This window comes from Streptomyces sp. NPDC058295 (assembly GCF_042880655.1).
Lineage (GTDB): Bacteria > Actinomycetota > Actinomycetes > Streptomycetales > Streptomycetaceae > Streptomyces > Streptomyces coriariae.
This window is the reverse complement of sequence record NZ_JBHVYO010000052.1, coordinates 1-16,319: the sequence shown is the minus strand read 5'-3', so window position 1 is coordinate 16,319 and position 16,319 is coordinate 1. Positions and strand designations below refer to the sequence as shown.

16 protein-coding genes are annotated in these 16,319 nt (G+C 72.5%); 10 read left to right on the top strand and 6 right to left on the bottom strand.

Annotated elements, in window-relative coordinates:
- Positions 1-176: 176 nt before the first annotated feature.
- Positions 177-455, bottom strand: coding sequence for a hypothetical protein (locus tag ACFVYS_RS36595; protein ID WP_355703225.1), 279 nt, complete (start codon positions 453-455; stop codon positions 177-179).
- A 34-nt stretch (positions 456-489) separates the two neighbouring features.
- Positions 490-1,266: a PspA/IM30 family protein gene (locus ACFVYS_RS36590; protein WP_389509260.1), complete on the bottom strand. Its 777-nt coding sequence runs from the start codon at positions 1,264-1,266 to the stop codon at positions 490-492.
- A 318-nt stretch (positions 1,267-1,584) separates the two neighbouring features.
- Here ACFVYS_RS36590 and ACFVYS_RS36585 point away from each other — a divergent pair, with 318 nt between their 5' ends.
- The gene (locus ACFVYS_RS36585) at positions 1,585-2,181 is read left to right on the top strand and encodes a DUF3043 domain-containing protein (RefSeq protein WP_389509215.1); all 597 of its coding nucleotides are present in this window, start codon (positions 1,585-1,587) and stop codon (positions 2,179-2,181) included.
- 83 nt (positions 2,182-2,264) lie between these two features.
- Positions 2,265-2,975 (top strand): class I SAM-dependent methyltransferase, encoded by a 711-nt coding sequence (locus ACFVYS_RS36580; RefSeq protein WP_389509258.1) that lies wholly within the window; start codon positions 2,265-2,267, stop codon positions 2,973-2,975.
- Between the two features lie 87 nt (positions 2,976-3,062).
- Here ACFVYS_RS36580 and ACFVYS_RS36575 read toward each other — a convergent pair whose 3' ends face one another.
- Positions 3,063-3,275, bottom strand: a complete 213-nt coding sequence (locus tag ACFVYS_RS36575; protein WP_020130018.1) for a hypothetical protein — start codon at positions 3,273-3,275, stop codon at positions 3,063-3,065.
- A 114-nt stretch (positions 3,276-3,389) separates the two neighbouring features.
- Here ACFVYS_RS36575 and ACFVYS_RS36570 point away from each other — a divergent pair, with 114 nt between their 5' ends.
- Positions 3,390-4,613 carry a bifunctional adenosylcobinamide kinase/adenosylcobinamide-phosphate guanylyltransferase gene (locus tag ACFVYS_RS36570; RefSeq protein ID WP_389509213.1) on the top strand — a complete coding sequence of 408 codons (1,224 nt, stop codon included), beginning with the start codon at positions 3,390-3,392 and terminating at the stop codon, positions 4,611-4,613.
- A gap of 3 nt (positions 4,614-4,616) precedes the next feature.
- On the opposite strand, the gene ACFVYS_RS36565 is transcribed toward ACFVYS_RS36570, so the two are convergent.
- The gene (locus ACFVYS_RS36565; RefSeq protein ID WP_389509211.1) at positions 4,617-5,516 is read right to left on the bottom strand and encodes a class I SAM-dependent methyltransferase; all 900 of its coding nucleotides are present in this window, start codon (positions 5,514-5,516) and stop codon (positions 4,617-4,619) included.
- A 149-nt stretch (positions 5,517-5,665) separates the two neighbouring features.
- Between ACFVYS_RS36565 and cobT the strand changes: the two genes are divergently transcribed.
- From cobT to ACFVYS_RS36550, 3 genes are all read left to right on the top strand, one after another.
- Positions 5,666-6,889: a nicotinate-nucleotide--dimethylbenzimidazole phosphoribosyltransferase gene (gene cobT, locus ACFVYS_RS36560; RefSeq protein ID WP_389509209.1), complete on the top strand. Its 1,224-nt coding sequence runs from the start codon at positions 5,666-5,668 to the stop codon at positions 6,887-6,889.
- A 72-nt stretch (positions 6,890-6,961) separates the two neighbouring features.
- Entirely contained in the window at positions 6,962-8,692 is a 1,731-nt protein-coding gene (locus ACFVYS_RS36555; protein ID WP_389509207.1) for a phosphatidylglycerol lysyltransferase domain-containing protein, read from the top strand.
- A complete protein-coding gene (locus ACFVYS_RS36550; RefSeq protein ID WP_389509205.1) occupies positions 8,689-9,522 on the top strand; it encodes a hypothetical protein in 834 nt (277 codons plus the stop codon). The genes ACFVYS_RS36555 and ACFVYS_RS36550 overlap by 4 nt, the downstream gene beginning before the upstream one ends.
- On the opposite strand, the gene ACFVYS_RS36545 is transcribed toward ACFVYS_RS36550, so the two are convergent.
- Positions 9,501-10,265, bottom strand: coding sequence for a hypothetical protein (locus ACFVYS_RS36545; RefSeq protein WP_389509203.1), 765 nt, complete (start codon positions 10,263-10,265; stop codon positions 9,501-9,503). The two genes, ACFVYS_RS36550 and ACFVYS_RS36545, sit on opposite strands and share 22 nt — an antisense overlap.
- A gap of 67 nt (positions 10,266-10,332) precedes the next feature.
- Between ACFVYS_RS36545 and ACFVYS_RS36540 the strand changes: the two genes are divergently transcribed.
- Positions 10,333-11,178 (top strand): adenosylcobinamide-GDP ribazoletransferase, encoded by an 846-nt coding sequence (locus tag ACFVYS_RS36540; RefSeq protein ID WP_389509201.1) that lies wholly within the window; start codon positions 10,333-10,335, stop codon positions 11,176-11,178.
- 4 nt (positions 11,179-11,182) lie between these two features.
- Here the strand turns inward: ACFVYS_RS36540 and ACFVYS_RS36535 are convergent, their stop codons facing one another.
- A complete protein-coding gene (locus ACFVYS_RS36535; protein ID WP_389509199.1) occupies positions 11,183-12,004 on the bottom strand; it encodes an endo alpha-1,4 polygalactosaminidase in 822 nt (273 codons plus the stop codon).
- Between the two features lie 344 nt (positions 12,005-12,348).
- Between ACFVYS_RS36535 and ACFVYS_RS36530 the strand changes: the two genes are divergently transcribed.
- From ACFVYS_RS36530 to ACFVYS_RS36520, 3 genes are all read left to right on the top strand, one after another.
- A complete protein-coding gene (locus ACFVYS_RS36530; RefSeq protein WP_389509197.1) occupies positions 12,349-13,875 on the top strand; it encodes a leucyl aminopeptidase in 1,527 nt (508 codons plus the stop codon).
- Between the two features lie 305 nt (positions 13,876-14,180).
- Positions 14,181-15,569 (top strand): dihydrolipoyl dehydrogenase, encoded by a 1,389-nt coding sequence (gene lpdA / locus ACFVYS_RS36525; RefSeq protein WP_389509195.1) that lies wholly within the window; start codon positions 14,181-14,183, stop codon positions 15,567-15,569.
- Between the two features lie 68 nt (positions 15,570-15,637).
- Positions 15,638-16,319 (top strand): biotin/lipoyl-containing protein (locus ACFVYS_RS36520; protein WP_389509193.1); only part of this gene is annotated, 682 nt, incomplete at its 3' end.

Below are 16,319 nucleotides of genomic sequence, written 5' to 3'. Positions count from 1 at the left end.
CCCGCCGTCGGCCCTGAACGGGCCTCGTCCTCAATCGCCGGACGGGCTGAAATGACCGTGACCTGCACTGACAAGCCGCCGCCCGCGACCCCGCCATCGACCCAGAACGGGCCTCGTCCTCAATCGCCGGACGGGCTGAAACGACCGTGACCGGCGCTGGGGGGCCGGCTGCGGTCTCAGCCTGGGATCAGGCCGTCGTCGCTGAGCATGTCCCGGACCTCGTCCAGGCTCGCTTCCGGTGCCGGGAGGATCAGTTCCGAGGGTTCCAGGGCGTCGTCCGGCAGGGGCTCGCCGAGGCGGCGGACAGCGTCCAGGAGGGCGCCGAGGGTGCGGTGGAAGCCGTCCTCGTCGCCGCTCTCCATCTCCGCGAGCAGTTCGTCGTCCAGCTTGTTCAGTTCGACGAGATGGGAGTCGGCCAGCGTCCACTGGCCCTCCCCCATGATCCGAACGATCATGTCGCCCTCCTCGGCTCCGGCCCCCGGCGCCGGGCTACTGCTTGTCGAAGCGCGGGGTGTCCTGCGGCTGCTGCTGGGACTGCGGCTGGTTCTTGCCGCCTTCGATGGCCTGCTGCCCGGCCGAGCTGCCTCCGGCGAGCTCGGCCTTCATGCGCTGCAGTTCCAGCTCTACATCCGTACCACCGGAGAGCCGGTCCAGCTCGGCCTGGAGGTCGTCCTTCGCGATGCCCGTCGGGTCGTCGAGGGCGCCGGAGGCCATGAGCTCGTCGAGAGCGCCCGCGCGGGCCTGGAGCTGGGCGGTCTTGTCCTCGGCGCGCTGGATGGCCAGGCCGACGTCGCCCATCTCCTCGGAGATGCCGGAGAAGGCCTCGCCGATGCGGGTCTGGGCCTGGGCGGCGGTGTAGGTGGCCTTGATGGTCTCCTTCTTCGTACGGAAGGCATCCACCTTGGCCTGCAGGCGCTGGGCCGCGAGGGTGAGCTTCTCCTCCTCGCCCTGGAGCGTGGAGTGCTGCGTCTCGAGGTCGGTGACCTGCTGCTGGAGCGCCGCACGGCGGGAGAGCGCCTCGCGGGCGAGGTCCTCACGGCCGAGCGCGAGCGCCTTGCGGCCCTGGTCCTCCAGCTTGGAGGACTGCGACTGCAACTGGTTCAGCTGGAGTTCCAGGCGCTTGCGCGAGGTCGCGACGTCGGCGACACCGCGGCGGACCTTCTGGAGAAGCTCCAGCTGCTTCTGGTACGAGTAGTCGAGGGTTTCGCGCGGGTCCTCGGCCCGGTCAAGGGCCTTGTTCGCCTTCGCGCGGAAGATCATCCCCATACGCTTCATGACACCGCTCATGGGCTTCGCGCGCCCCCTTCTGACGTCCAGCTCCAGCTCTGCGACAGAACCCACAGTACGGGCCCTGCATCCATTGACGCACTGTTCGGGGACGGATGCGCTCATCCCCAAGGACGACTGACCAAGACCTTGCTCCGGCGTAGGGAGTAGGTGACCTTCAGGGTGAGCGATCGGTCACCCTGCGCCCCCTCTTTCCCGCTCCTGTCCCGGTCTGTCCCCTCTACAGACGACTGGTGTTGCCGGATCGTTCCCGTCCGGGCTGGGGTCCATGTCCGCGAGCGCTTACCCTTGGGTTTTGTGTTCCGTAGCCGTGCCAAGGAAGAGAAGGCCCCCGCCGACAAGGCCGTGGTGACCGACTCCATGCAGCCCCGTGACCCGCAGGCCAAGAAGGGCAGGCCCACGCCCAAGCGCAGTGAGGCCCAGTCCCAGCGCCGCAGCGTCGCCAACACCTCGACGTCCCGCAAGGACGCCGCCAAGCGGCAGCGCAGCGAGCGCCGCGCCCAGCTGGACAGGCAGCGCCAGGCGCTGGCCGGCGGGGACGAGCGGTATCTGCCGGTCCGCGACAAGGGCCCCGTCCGCAAGTTCGCGCGCGAGTTCATCGACTCCCGGTTCAACGTGGCGGAGTTCTTCCTGCCGATGGCCGTGGTCATCCTCGTGCTGAGCATGGTGCGGGTGGGCTCGCTCCAGACCATCGCGCTGCTGCTGTGGCTGGTCGTGATCGTGCTGATCGTGCTGGACTCGTTCGTCACGAGCTTCCGGCTGCGCAAGCAGCTCGCCGAGCGCTTCCCCGACCAGAACCGGCGGGGCGCGGTGGCGTACGCGCTGATGCGCTCCCTGCAGATGCGTCGGCTCCGGCTGCCCAAGCCGCAGACCAAGCGCGGAGCACGGCCCTGAGCACTGCGTCTTTCTCCCGGGGGGCGGCCGAGGCCTGGTTGAACAGGCTGGGTGGGCTGCGTGACGTCGTACGACAGGAGCTGGTGGCCCGGCAGCTCGACGAGCAGATAACGGGGCGCTACCCGGTGGGGCAGCGGCTGCGCGTGCTCGACGTGGGGATGGGCCAGGGCACGCAGGCGCTGCGGCTGGCCCGGCTCGGGCACCAGGTGACCGGGCTCGAACGGGACGCGACGATGATCGCCGCGGCCCGGGAGGCCCTGTGCGGCGAGCCTGAGGGCATCCGGGAGCGGATGCGGATCATCGAGGGCGACGGCCGGGACACCGGTGTGCACTTCCTGCCCGGCAGTTTCGACGTGGTGCTCTGCCATGGCGTGCTCATGTACGTCGAGGAGCCGGACGCGCTGCTCGCGGGGCTCGGTCGGATGCTGGCCCCGGGCGGGCTGCTGTCGCTGCTCGTGCGCAACGCGGACGCGCTGGCCATGCGGCCGGGTCTGTCCGGCGACTGGGCGGGCGCGCTCGGCGCCTTCGACACCGTCGCCTACCGCAACCGGCTGGGGCTCGACGTACGGGCGGACCGGCTGGCGACGCTGACCGACGCGCTGGCCGGGATCGGGGCACCGCTCCAGGCCTGGTACGGCGTGCGGGTGTTCACGGACACGGCGGCGGACGGGACGGAGATCCCGCAGGACCCGCGGCAGTGGGAGAGCCTGCTGTCCGCCGAGGAGCGGGCCGGGCGGACCGACCCCTACCGGCAGGTGGCGGCGCTGCTGCATCTGTGCGGGGTACGCGGCTGAGCACAGGGCTGGGCCGGACCGGCGTTCTTCACTCGTCCGGGTGAGCGGTGGCCGGGGTGGCCGTGCGGCGACCACCCCGACGGAGGGCTACGCCTCGTTCGCGTGCAGGCTCATCGGGCCGTAGATCTCGGCGGAGTCCTCGAAGAGCCGCACCTGGTCCGCGCCGCCTTCGAGGAGGTCCTTCCACACTTCCCCGATCCAGGACTCCGCGTCCCCCTGCGTGGTGAACTCCTCGGGCTGTACCGCTGGTTGGACCTCCGTCCCGTCGGCCTTCTCGAACCGCCACGTCCATGCCGCCATGTACGCCTCCCAGCTGTGACCACGTGCAGAGCAGAAGCCGGATCTTGGTCCGGCTTCTGCTGTGCAGCCTAGTCGGATGCGCAAGAGCTGGTCAGACGCGCGAAAATCAGCTCCGTGGAAGTCACTCTGCTCGGTACCGGTGCCCCCGCGGGACTGCCCCGCCCCGACTGCTCATGCGCCGTGTGCGCGACCTCGCTGGGGGCTGACGCACGGGCGGCGACCGCGCTGCTCGTCGACGGGGCCCTGTTGCTCGATCTGACGCCGGGTGCGGCGTTCGCGGCCGCGCGGGCCGGGCATTCGCTGGGCGGGGTGCGGCAGGTGCTGCTGACGCATCCGCACGACGGGCCCCCGGTGGAGGTGCCGGCCGGACTGCCGCAGCCCGGCCGGGTGCCGGACTGGCGGGAGTCGCCGCTGCTGACGGGGCATCGGGTGCGGGCGGTGGCGATGGACGCGCCCGGCACCGGGTACGCGGTGGCCGGCCCGGACGGGCAGCGGCTGCTGTATCTGCCGCCCGGCGGCGCGCCGGCCGGCCTGGAGGAGGGGTCCGAGGCCGCCGAGCCGTACGACATGGTCCTGGCGGATCTGGTGGGGCGCCCGGACGCGCTGGCGAAGCTGCGGGCGGTGGGCGCGGTGGGGCCGGCGACCGATGTGGTCGCCGTCCATCTGGACCATGACGTGCCACCGGGCGCGGAGTTGCGGCGCCGGCTCGCGGCGGCCGGGGCGCGGGCGGTGCCGGACGGCTCGACGCTGATCGTGGGGGTTTACGAGGACGTGCCGGACGTGTCGCGGCGGACGCTGGTGCTGGGCGGGGCCCGGTCGGGAAAGTCGGTGGAGGCGGAACGACGGCTGGAGTCCTTCCCGGACGTGCTGTACGTCGCCACCGGCGGGACCCGGGGCGGCGACACCGAGTGGGCGTCCCGGGTCGCGACGCACCGCGACCGGCGGCCGGGGTCGTGGCGGACGGTGGAGACCTGCGACCTCGTGCCGCTGCTGGCGCGGGACGGCGCCCCGCTGCTGATCGACTGTCTGTCCCTGTGGCTGACGGACGTCATGGACTCCGTCGGGGCGTGGGACGACGCGCAGTGGGCGGACGGCGGTGAACGGGCGCTGCGCGCGCGGGTGGTGGAACTCGCGCAGGCCGTGCGCTCGGCCCGGCGGACCGTCGTCCTGGTCTCCAACGAGGTGGGATCGGGGATCGTGCCGGCCACCGCGTCGGGCCGGCGGTACCGGGACGAGCTGGGGCGGCTGAACGCGGCCGTCGCCGCCGAGTGCGAGGAGGTGGTCCTGGTGGTGGCGGGCCAGGCACTGGTGCTGCGGGGGCCGGGGGCGGGCGCCTGACGGTCAGTTCCTGCGCGCGATGACCTGGTAGGCGTTCGAGAAGCGTGTGCGGCGCAGGGCCGGGGCCAGCAGGAGGTCGAGTACGGCGGCCAGAGCGGTCGGCGGCCCGGCCGTCCGGCGCAGCCGGCTCCTGTTCAGGTAGAGCGAGACGGCCGTCGACAGGTCGTGCGGGGTGTGCGGCGTGCGATGGTCCGTCACGACGATCTCGCAGCCCTGGGCCTCGAGTTCGGCCCGTAGGTTGGCCGGCGGGATCAGGTGGAGGTGGCGGGGCTGGTCGTAGGAGTGCCACCACTTGCCGAGCACGGCCGCGGACGCGCTGGCCGGGTCCGGGAGCTGGACGAGGAGATGGCCGCCCGGCCGCAGGGCCGTCAGCGCCGCCGCGAGCTCCCGCCTCGGGTCCCGGGTGTGTTCCAGGTGGTGGAGCATGCTGACCACGTCGTAGCGGCCGCGCAGGCGGGACAGCACCTCCGGCGCCGTCAGGGGGCCCAGGTGTGCCTCGTCGATGCGGCCCGCGGCTCTCGCCCGCTCCACCCTCGGGGTCGGGTCCACCCCGTCGAACGCCGTGTAGGTGAACAGCTCCCTGGCCGCCGCCGGGAAGAACGCGTCCCCCGTGCCCACGTCCAGCCAGCTCTCCGGCTCGGGGAAGGGCAGCATCGTCCGGGCCGTCGCCCTGAGGTGCCCGCGGTCGGACCGCTCCTCACCCTCGGCGCCGTACAGCGCCAGCCCCTCGGGGGTCAGGCGGGGGTTCTGGAAGGCGTGCGCGCAGTCCCGGCACTCGTCGACCACGAAGGTGCCCGGCCGGCGGTGGCGCAGGTCGGGTGCGCGCAGCCGGGTGCGCAGGCGCTTCGAGCCGCACCAGGGGCAGTCGTCGCGGCGCGGCTCGTGGACGGGCCTGGGGGGCATGAGCGGCTCCGGGGAGGGCATCGAGAGCGAACGACAATTAGCGTCAAAACGGAACGTATGGGATACCGATCTTGGGCGCAATGACGTCACGCGGATGTGGTGGCGATGTGGCGCGGAACCGTTCGATCGGTGCCGGTACTGTTCGGCGAATGAGCTCGCTTAATCTCGACGACTTCACCGATCTGATCGAGCGCCCCGACGGTGGGGTGCGCCGCGACGCGGAGGCGCGCCGGGACCGTCAGATCGTGCCGCCCGGATCGCTGGGGCGCCTGGACGATCTGGGTGAGTGGCTGGCGGCGGCACAGGGCTCGTCGCCCGTGCGGCCGGTCGAGCGGCCGCGGGTGGTGCTGTTCGCCGGTGACCACGGCATCGCCGAGCTCGGCGTCTCCGCCCGACCGGCGGGCAGCGCCTCGGAGTTGGTGCGGGAGGTCATCGAGGGCGGCCGTCCGGTGTCCGTGCTCGCCCGCCGGCTCGGCGTGCCCGTGCGCGTCGTGGACATGGCGCTGGACTGCGATCCGGACCTGTTCCCCGAGGACGTCGTACGGCACCGGGTGCGGCGCGGCAGCGGCCGTATCGACATCGAGGACGCGCTCACGCTCGAGGAGGCCGAGGCGGCCTTCCGGGCGGGCGTGGCCGTCGCCGACGAGGAGGCCGACTCCGGCACGGACCTGGTCGTGCTCGGCGACATCAGCGTCGGCGGGACGACGGCCGCGGGCGCGCTGGTGGCCGCGCTGTGCGGGACCGACGCGTCCGTGGTGACCGGGCGGGGCGGCGAGGCGATCGACGACCTGACGTGGATGCGCAAGTGCGCGGCGGTCCGCGACGCGCTCAGGCGGGCGCGGCCGGTGCTCGGGGAGCAGTTGCAACTGCTGGCGACGGTGGGCGGGGCCGACCTCGCCGCCATGACGGGTTTTCTGCTCCAGTGCGCGGTACGGAAGTTGCCCGTCGTGCTGGACGGCGTGGTGGCGGCCGCCTGCGCGCTCGTGGGACAGCGGGTCGCGTTCCGGGCGCCGGACTGGTGGCTGGCCGCACACAAGAGCGGTGAACCGGGACAGGCGAAGGCACTCGACCGGATGGCCCTGGAGCCGCTGCTGGACCAGGGCGTGAAGGTCGGCGAGGGCGCCGGCGCCCTGCTCGCGCTCCCGCTGGTGCAGGCCGCCGCCGCACTGGCGGCCGAACTCCCCGAGAAGCCGGAAGAACCGGAGAAGCCGGGGGAGCCGGAGAAGCTGGAGGAGCCGGAGAAGCTGGAGAAGTCGGAGGAGCCGGAAGCGGCAAAGGCGTCCGCGGCTTCCGTGCCATCGGAGGCATCGGAGGCGTCCGCGGCATCCGCAGTCCCCGGCGAGCAGCATCAGGAGAAGCGGGAAACGGAGTAGCGAAGCGGCTTAAAGGGACAGGAGGCGCCAAAAGAGCGGATTCCCTGAAGTGCACCCATATGATCACCCCTCATGGGCAACACCCGGGGCGCCGCCGCCTTCGCCGTCTGGTACCTGCGTGCCGTCGCGTTCGTCAACTTCCTCAGTGCGGTGTGGGTCTCCCTGGGGCAGGACGTCCGGCGGCACAACCAGGAGAACCTCTTCACGCCGTATCTGCTGACGGCCGGCTTCGCCTCCGGGGTCTTCACCGCGTTCCTGGCCGTCACGATGCGACGGCGCAAACGGGCCGCGTGGATCCTCAACCTGGGCCTGAGCGGAGCTTTCCTGGGGCTGTTCGCGCTGGCCATGGCGTTCCCGGAGGTCCGGCGGCACCCGCAGAACTGGGTCTCGCTCGCGCTGACCGCCGTCTTCGTCGTGGCGTTGCTGGCCGGGCGGCGGGAGTTCTACGCGAAGGGCGACCGGTCCAATCCGCGGCTCGCCGCGGCCGTCGGCGCCGGCGGGCTGCTGGGCACCTCGCTGCTGGCCGCGCTGCTGGTGACGGTCACCAACCGGGCGTCCGCCCCCTCCACCTTCCTCGAACGCTGGCGCTACGGCGCGCTGCGGCTGGTCTCCGTGGCCGCCGACGAGTACCGCGTCCCCGGCATCGCCCCGCCCACCTGGGTCGACGTCGCCGTCAACGTGCTGAGCACGGCGCTCGTCCTCGCCGTCCTGTACGCCGCCTTCCGCTCCCGCCGGGCCGTCGATCCGCTCACCGAGGACGACGAGAAGCGGCTGCGGGAGCTCCTCGACCGGCACGGTGAGCGGGACTCGCTCGGCTACTTCGCGCTGCGGCGGGAGAAGAGCGTGTGCTGGTCGCCGACCGGGAAGGCGGCCGTCGCCTATCGCGTCCTCGGCGGGGTGTCGCTGGCGTCCGGGGACCCGATCGGGGATCCGGAGGCCTGGCCGGGGGCGATCGGACCGTGGCTCGCCGAGGCGCGGGCGCACGGGTGGATCCCGGCGGTGATGGGCGCGAGCGAGGAGGCCGGGACCGTGTACGCCCGGCACGGGCTGGACGCGCTGGAACTGGGGGACGAGGCCCTGGTCGAGGTCGCCGAGTTCACCCTCGAGGGGCGGGCCATGCGGACCGTCCGGCAGGCCTGCAACCGGGTCCGCCGGGCCGGGTACACGGTGCGGGTACGCCGGCACGAGGACATCCCGGCCGACGAGATGGCCTCCCTGCTCCGGCGCGCCGACGACTGGCGCGACGGGGCCACCGAGCGCGGGTTCAGCATGGCGTTGGGGCGGCTGGGGGACCCGCGGGACGGCCGCTGCGTGATGCTGGAGTGCGCCGACGCCGGCGGTGAACTGCGGGCCCTGCTCTCCTTCGTGCCCTGGGGACCCCACGGGCTCTCCCTCGACCTGATGCGGCGGGACCGCGACTGCGACAACGGGCTGATGGAGTTCATGGTCATCGAACTGCTCCGGCACGCCCGCGAGGAGCGGACGCTCCGGATCACCCAGGTCTCGCTGAACTTCGCCGTGTTCCGCTCGGTGTTCGAAAGGGGTGCGCGCCTGGGCGCCGGACCGGTGCTGCGGCTGTGGCGGTCGCTGCTCTGCTTCTTCTCCCGCTGGTGGCAGATCGAGTCGCTGTACCGCGCCAACGCCAAGTACCGGCCCATCTGGGAGCCCCGTTTCCTGCTCTTCGAGAAGAGCGCGGACCTGCCCCGCATCGGTGTCGCGTCGGCGCGGGCGGAGGGGTTCCTGGAGGCGCCGGGGCCGCCGAAGTGGCTGCGCCGCCGGGGGCACCTGGAGACCCACCGGTGAACGCGGTCGCCCGCCGGGCCCGCGCCGAGTGGGGACCGCTGTACGAGGCGGTACGCGTCCCCCTGGTGCGGCGCCGGTGGCGGGCGGTCCCGATGACCCTCGGGGCGGTGTGTCTGACGTCGGTGACCCAGGTCGTGCAGAACCGGCCGTGGGGTTACGGCCCGGTCCAGGCCCTCGGAGCGGTGCGGGCCGAGGACCCGCTCGGGCTCGCCCTGCTGCGCACCCCGCTGTCCCTGTTCGTGCCCGCGCTGGATCTGCCGGTCTGGGGCGCCCTCGCGCAGATCCTGCTGGTGTTCGGGATCGCGGAGCTCTCCCTGGGCTGGTGGCGGACCCTCGTCATCGCCTACGCCGCCACACTCGCGGGCACGCTGTACGCGCGCGTGGGCATCGCTCTCGGCCCCGGCAGCCCGTTCGGCCTGCCCGCCGCCGACGCCCGGATCGTGGACACCGGCCCGTCGGCTGCCGTGGTCGGCCTCGCGGTGTTCCTGGGCTGGCGCTACCGCGCGTACGTGACGGCGGGGGCGGTGATCGTCGCGATGGTGGTGGAGGTACTGCTGAAGGACAACCTGGCGGGCAAGGAGCATCTGGCGGCGATCGCGGCGGTATTGGCGCTGTGCGCGGTGGCGGAGTCCCGCAGGCGCACCCGGGGGCCCGGGCGGCCCGCCGGGGGGCCGAGGGGCGGTGCGGGCACACGGCTGCGCCGGGGCGTACGGGGCGGTGCCGGTCCGCGGCCGCGCCACGGGGCGCGGCCGGCCACGAAGCCCCGCAGCCGCCGTACGGCGCACCCACCCGGCCCGGACCGGATCGCTCAGTTCCGCTCCTCGGACTGAGCGAGCTCCGCGGTCGTCTTCCCGCCCAGCCAGTCCCCCACCACCCGGCGCGGCCCCGCCCAGCGGCGGTCGTGGCGGTAGGCCCGCAGCATCGCCTTCGCCCGGGCGCGGGGCCGCCGCCGGTAGAGCCGGCGGGCCCACGGCGAGCCGGGCCGGGCCACCCGCACCAGGCCCACCAGGCCCAGGAACGGGATGAAGACGCTGAACACGGCCATCTTGGCCTTGCCCTTGCTCAGCACGGCCAGCGAGAACAGGAAGTTGAGCACGACGGTCGAGATGACGCCGCCCCGGTCCTGAAGCTCGTCCTGGTTCATGTCGTTGACGCCGAACGGCGAGAAGCCCACCAGCAGCAGTCCGCCCAGCGCCGCCGTCAGGACCACGGCCTCCACGCTCTTGCGGCCCGCCTCGGTCCAGTACACGTCGTCGAGATGCAGGATCAGCGCGAACTCGTCGAGGACCAGGCCGGTGCCGATGCCGAAGACCACCGCGAAGGCACCGGCACCGAAGCCGTGCCGGCCGCTCGCCACCGCGCCGAAGCCGCCCGCGACGGTCAGCACGACACCGGGCACCACGTGGTGGATGTGCACCCCGCCGGAGCTGATGTTGCCGAAGGGACCCTTGCCCGCCCGGATGAGGCGCGTGATGATCCGGGTGATCAGGAAGGTGAGGACGAACGCGGTCAGGGCGATGAGCAGCGGGACCTTGCCCGGTTCGACGATGTTGCGCTGCACCCAGTCGACCATGTCACCAGTCTCCCGGGGCGGGGGGCGGGCTGCCTCGTGGGCGGACCGTCCGGGCTAGTCTGCCGCCGTGTCCACGACCTCGCCCTTCGACGGCCTCCGCTTCGCCTTCGGCACCCTCACCGCGCTCCCGGTCAGGGTGACCCGCTGGGACCGCGAGGCCGCGCGCGGGGGGATGCTGGGCGCTCCCGCGGTCGGGCTGGTCGTCGGCGGCTGCGCGGCCGGGCTCGGCCTGCTGCTGCTGTACCTGGGCGCGAGCACGCTGCTCGCCGCCGTCGCCTCGGCCGCCGTGCCCGCCGTCCTCACCCGCGGTCTGCACCTCGACGGGCTGGCCGACACCGCGGACGGACTCGGCAGCGGCAAGCCCGCCGAGGACGCGCTGCGGATCATGAAGCAGTCCGACATCGGCCCGTTCGGCGTGCTGACGCTCGTCCTCGTGGTGCTCGCCCAGGTGGCCGCGCTGACGCAGCTCTACGACACCTCGTGGGCGCTGGGCGCGGTGGCCGCCGTCGTCTCGGCGGCCACCGCCCGGCTCGCGCTGACCCTGGCGGCACGCGCCGGGGTGCCGGCCGCGCGACCGGAAGGGCTGGGGGCGGCGGTCGCCGGGGTGGTCCCGGTGCGGGGGGCGGTGCTCACCGTGGTCGCCGTGACGCTGGCGGCGGCGGTCGCGGGAGCGTGGTGCGGACCGTACGAGGGCGGCGTCGTCGTCCTGATCGGGCACGTCGAGCCGGGCGCCCTGTTCGAGCCGTACGACGCCGTCCGGCCGGCGCTCGCGGTCCTCGCCGCCCTCGCCGTCGCCGAACTGCTGCTGCGGCACTGCACGCGGCGTTTCGGCGGGGTCACCGGCGACGTCTTCGGCGCTCTGGCGGAGACGGCGGCGACCACCGCGCTCGTGGTGTTCTGCCTGGGCCGTTGAACGGCTAGCAGGCTTCCCGCCACACCCCCAGCTCGTACTTCTTCAGCAGCGAACTCAGGCGCAGCCGACGGGAGTCGGCGCAGAACTCGCTCGTGGGGAGTTCGTACTCGACGTGGAAGACGGCCTTGCCCGCCTCGATGAAGGGGGTCAGGTGCGCGCACTCGTCGTACTCGGCGCACTGTTCGTTGACCGCGAAGTCGAAGTCGTCGACGAGTTCGGGGATCTGGTCGAGGTCGTTCTTCAGTCCGACCGACATGCCCCGGTCGTGGGCGAGTTCGGCGATGAGACGGTTGTAGCGGAGCTGGTCGGCGGCCTTCAGCGGGAAGCCCGTGGTGTTCTTGTAGCCGTCCATGTTGTCCGGCTCGACCGCGTCGAAGCCCTTCTCGCGGCACATGTCGAGGCGGGCCGCCATCAGGGGCTCCAGGACGTCCAACGCGCGGATGTCGAGCCAGCGTTCGCCCTCCCAGCCGTTGCCCTTGCCGATCACCGACTTCGGGAACTTCGCCGCGTCCGGGCGCCAGTCCTCCCAGGCGCCGGTGGAGAGGTAGCAGATGACCTTGCGGCCGTCGTCGTGCAGCCCCGCGACCGTGGCCGCGGTGTGGTCGAAGCCGTCGATGTCGTAGACCGGTACGTCGACGCCGGTGTCCAGCCGGCCGCTCAACTGCCACTGCCAGTCGATGCCGGGGGCCGGCTGCCAGATCCGGCCGTCCGCCGTCCCGACGCCCGCCTCGTCGTCGGGCCGGTCGTCCGATCCGCCGTCCGACGCGGAGGCGCAGCCCGCCAGCAACAGGGCGAGCAGGGGCAGCAGCAGGGTCGGGCGTCTCACCGGGCGGCTCCAGGATCGTGCGGCGACGTACCCGACGATGATCGCCCATGTCTGCCGCGTGCCGTCGCTCCACCCCGACCCGAGGGGTGTGGCCCGGTTCACGGGGTGCGAGGATCGAGAAGTGGCCACGACGCCACCGACAGGTGAACACGCGCGTGCGTGAGCGACCGCACACGCACGCGTACGCTCATTCCGGGATCCGTCACGCCGGTTCGCCGCGCCGGTGAGGCACACCCCCGGATACGACCGCACCCACGACCCGGATCTAGGGTCGGCTGTCGGGCCCGGTCGACCCACACACTCCGGCCACCGCAACTCCACATCGGAAGCGAGATTTCACCACCGTGACTGCTCTCACTCTCAGCACCGCCGCGGCGCCCGGCCTCCGGGCCGACGCGATCGTGATCGGTGTCGCCAAGGGCGCGAAAGGCCCGATCGTTGCCCCAGGCGCCGAAGCCGTCGACAAGGCCTACGACGGCAGGCTCGCCGGCATCCTGGAAACCCTGGGCGCCTCCGGGGCCGAGGGCGAGCTGACCAAGCTGCCCGCCCCGGCCGGTTTCAAGGCACCGCTGGTGCTCGCGGTGGGGCTCGGCCAGGAGCCCGAGAAGGACGCCGGCTTCGACCCCGAGGCGCTGCGCAAGGCGGCCGGCGCGGCCGCCCGCACCCTCACCGGCGCCAAGAAGGCCGCCTTCGCCCTGCCGGTGACCGACGCCGCCGACATCGGCGCGATCGGCGAGGGCGTGGTGTTCGGCGCGTACTCCTTCGACGCGTACAAGCACAACGGCGACGACGCCAAGGCCAAGAACGGCAAGGCACCGCTCGCCGAGGCCGCCCTGCTCGGCGGGAAGCCGCGCGACGCCGCCCACAAGGCCGCGCTGCTGCGTGCCGCCGCCGTCGGCGAGGAACTCAACCGCGCCCGCGACCTGATCAACATGCCGCCGAACGACCTCGACCCCGAGGCGTTCGCCGCTCTCGCCCAGACGGCGGCCAAGGAGCACGGCATCAAGGTGCAGGTGCTCGACGAGAAGGCGCTCGCCAAGGGCGGCTACGGCGGCATCCTCGGCGTCGGCTCCGGCTCGGCCGCTGCCCCGCGCCTGGTGAAGCTGTCCTACACGTCCTCCAAGGCCAAGAAGCACCTCGCCTTCGTCGGCAAGGGCATCACCTACGACTCGGGCGGCATCTCGCTGAAGCCGGCCGGGCACAACGAGACGATGAAGTGCGACATGAGCGGTGCGGCGGCGGTCTTCGCCGCGGTCGTCGCCGCCGCGCGGCTCGGGCTCGAGGTGAACGTCACCGGGTGGCTGGCGCTGGCCGAGAACATGCCGTCCGGCTCCGCCACCCGCCCGGGTGACGTGCTGCGCATGTACAGCGGCAAGACCGTCGAGGTCCTCAACACGGACGCCGAGGGCCGGCTGGTCCTCGCGGACGCGCTGTGGGCGGCCTCCGCGGAGAAGCCGGACGCGATCGTCGACGTGGCGACCCTGACCGGCGCGATGATGCTGGCGCTGGGCAGCCGGACCTTCGGGATCATGGCGAACGACGACGCGTTCCGCTCCGCGCTGCACGAGGCCGCCGAGGAGGTCGGCGAGCCTGCGTGGCCGATGCCGCTGCCGGAGCACCTGCGCAAGGGTATGGACTCCAGCGTCGCGGACATCGCCAACATGGGTGAGCGGATGGGCGGCGGCCTGGTGGCCGGTCTCTTCCTGCGCGAGTTCGTGGGCGAGGGCATCACCTGGGCGCACCTGGACATCGCCGGTCCCGCGTTCAACGAGGGCGGGCCCTTCGGGTACACGCCCAAGGGTGGTACCGGCACCGCCGTGCGGACGCTGGTGCGGCTGGCCGAGCTGACCGCCTCCGGCGACCTCGGCTAGTCCCTCCGGGAGAAGGGGACTGTGCGCCTGGTCACTCGGGCCCGGCCGTCAGGTGGCGGGTGCGGGCCGAACGTGGCCGGTCGCGCAGTTCCCCGCGCCCCTGGAGGGGGCCGGTCCCCCATGTCACAAGTGAGCGTGGGGTGTCTCACACCCCGGCCCCGCGTCTCGTTCGCCTCCCGCAAGTGCGAAGATGGGCCTCGGCAGGACAGGGCCCCCACCACAGGGCCGAAGAAAGAGCGGCCGGACACCAGCCGCCGGCGGTCAGCGACGACCGGCGCACGGCGCACATGCATGGAGGACGTGACGTGGCGAACGACGCCAGCACCGTTTTCGACCTAGTGATCCTCGGCGGTGGTAGTGGCGGTTACGCCGCGGCCCTGCGCGGGGCGCAGCTGGGACTGGACGTCGCCCTGATCGAGAAGGACAAGGTCGGCGGCACCTGCCTGCACCGGGGTTGCATCCCCACCAAGGCCCTGCTGCACGCCGGCGAGATCGCCGACCAGGCCCGCGAGAGCGAGCAGTTCGGCGTCAAGGCCACCTTCGAGGGCATCGACGTCCCCGCCGTCCACAAGTACAAGGACGGTGTCATCTCCGGGCTCTACAAGGGCCTTCAGGGGCTGATCGCCTCCCGCAAGGTGACGTACATCGAGGGTGAGGGCCGCCTGTCCTCCCCGACCTCCGTCGACGTGGGCGGACAGCGCGTCCAGGGCCGCCACGTGCTGCTCGCGACCGGCTCCGTGCCGAAGTCGCTGCCGGGCCTGGAGATCGACGGCAACCGGATCATCTCCTCGGACCACGCCCTCGTCCTGGACCGTGTGCCGAAGTCCGCCATCATCCTGGGCGGCGGCGTCATCGGCGTCGAGTTCGCCTCGGCGTGGAAGTCCTTCGGCTCCGACGTGACGGTGATCGAGGGCCTGAAGCACCTCGTCCCGGTCGAGGACGAGAACTCCTCCAAGCTTCTTGAGCGCGCGTTCCGCAAGCGCGGCATCAAGTTCAACCTGGGCACCTTCTTCTCCAAGGCCGAGTACACCGCGGACGGCGTCAAGGTCACGCTGGCCGACGGCAAGGAGTTCGAGGCCGAGGTCCTGCTGGTCGCGGTGGGCCGCGGGCCCGTCTCCGCCGGTCTCGGCTACGAGGAGCAGGGCGTCGCCATGGACCGCGGCTACGTCCTGGTCGACGAGTACATGCGCACCAACGTCCCGACCGTCTCCGCCGTCGGCGACCTGGTCCCGACCCTCCAGCTCGCGCACGTCGGCTTCGCCGAGGGCATGCTGGTGGCGGAGCGTCTGGCCGGTCAGAAGGTCGTCCCGATCGACTACGACGGTGTCCCCCGGGTGACGTACTGCCACCCCGAGGTCGCCTCCGTGGGCATCACCGAGGCCAAGGCCAAGGAGATCTACGGCGCGGACAAGGTCGTCGCTCTGAAGTACAACCTCGCGGGCAACGGCAAGAGCAAGATCCTGAACACCGCGGGCGAGATCAAGCTCGTCCAGGTGAAGGACGGTGCCGTGGTCGGCGTCCACATGGTCGGCGACCGCATGGGCGAGCAGGTCGGCGAAGCCCAGCTGATCTACAACTGGGAGGCGCTGCCCGCCGAGGTCGCGCAGCTCATCCACGCCCACCCGACGCAGAACGAGGCGCTCGGCGAGGCCCACCTGGCCCTGGCGGGCAAGCCGCTGCACTCGCACGACTGACCCCTCGGTCGAAGAAGCGACTCCGCGACGACACAGACTTCCGCAATTCGTAAGGAGCAACCGAAACCATGGCGGTTTCCGTAACCCTTCCGGCGCTCGGCGAGAGCGTCACCGAGGGCACTGTCACCCGCTGGCTGAAGGCCGAGGGTGAGCGCGTCGAGGCCGACGAGCCCCTGCTCGAGGTGTCGACCGACAAGGTCGACACCGAGATCCCCTCCCCTGCCGCCGGCATCCTGGCCTCCATCAAGGTCGCCGAGGACGAGACGGTCGAGGTCGGCGCCGAGCTGGCCGTCATCGACGACGGCACCGGAGCTCCGGCCGCCGCTCCGGCTCCGGCCGCCGAGCCGGTCGCCGAGCCCGCACCGGAGCCGGCCGCTGCCGCGCCATCCACCGAGCAGGCGGCCCCGGCCCCCGCTCCCACCGCCGAGGCCGCCACCGGCGGCGGCTCCGCCGAGGGCACGGACGTCGTCCTGCCCGCGCTCGGCGAGTCCGTCACCGAGGGCACCGTCACCCGCTGGCTGAAGCAGGTCGGCGAGGAGGTCACGGAGGACGAGCCGCTGCTCGAGGTCTCGACCGACAAGGTCGACACCGAGATCCCGGCGCCCGTCTCCGGTGTCCTGCTCGAGATCACGGTCGGCGAGGACGAGACCGCCGAGGTCGGCGCCAAGCTCGCCGTCATCGGCGCCCCGGGCGCGGCTCCGGCCGCTGCCCCGGCCCCCGCCGCCCCGGCGCCGGCCGCCGCCCCGGCCC

Bases quoted from the DNA above. Each gene is read 5' to 3' on its own strand.
- ACFVYS_RS36595 (WP_355703225.1), bottom strand. From the start codon at position 455: ATGATCGTTCGGATCATGGGGGAGGGCCAGTGGACGCTGGCCGACTCC.
- ACFVYS_RS36590 (WP_389509260.1), bottom strand. From the start codon at position 1,266: ATGGGGATGATCTTCCGCGCGAAGGCGAACAAGGCCCTTGACCGGGCC.
- ACFVYS_RS36575 (WP_020130018.1), bottom strand. From the start codon at position 3,275: ATGGCGGCATGGACGTGGCGGTTCGAGAAGGCCGACGGGACGGAGGTC.
- ACFVYS_RS36565 (WP_389509211.1), bottom strand. From the start codon at position 5,516: ATGCCCCCCAGGCCCGTCCACGAGCCGCGCCGCGACGACTGCCCCTGG.
- cobT (WP_389509209.1), top strand. From the start codon at position 5,666: ATGAGCTCGCTTAATCTCGACGACTTCACCGATCTGATCGAGCGCCCC.
- ACFVYS_RS36555 (WP_389509207.1), top strand. From the start codon at position 6,962: ATGGGCAACACCCGGGGCGCCGCCGCCTTCGCCGTCTGGTACCTGCGT.
- ACFVYS_RS36545 (WP_389509203.1), bottom strand. From the start codon at position 10,265: ATGGTCGACTGGGTGCAGCGCAACATCGTCGAACCGGGCAAGGTCCCG.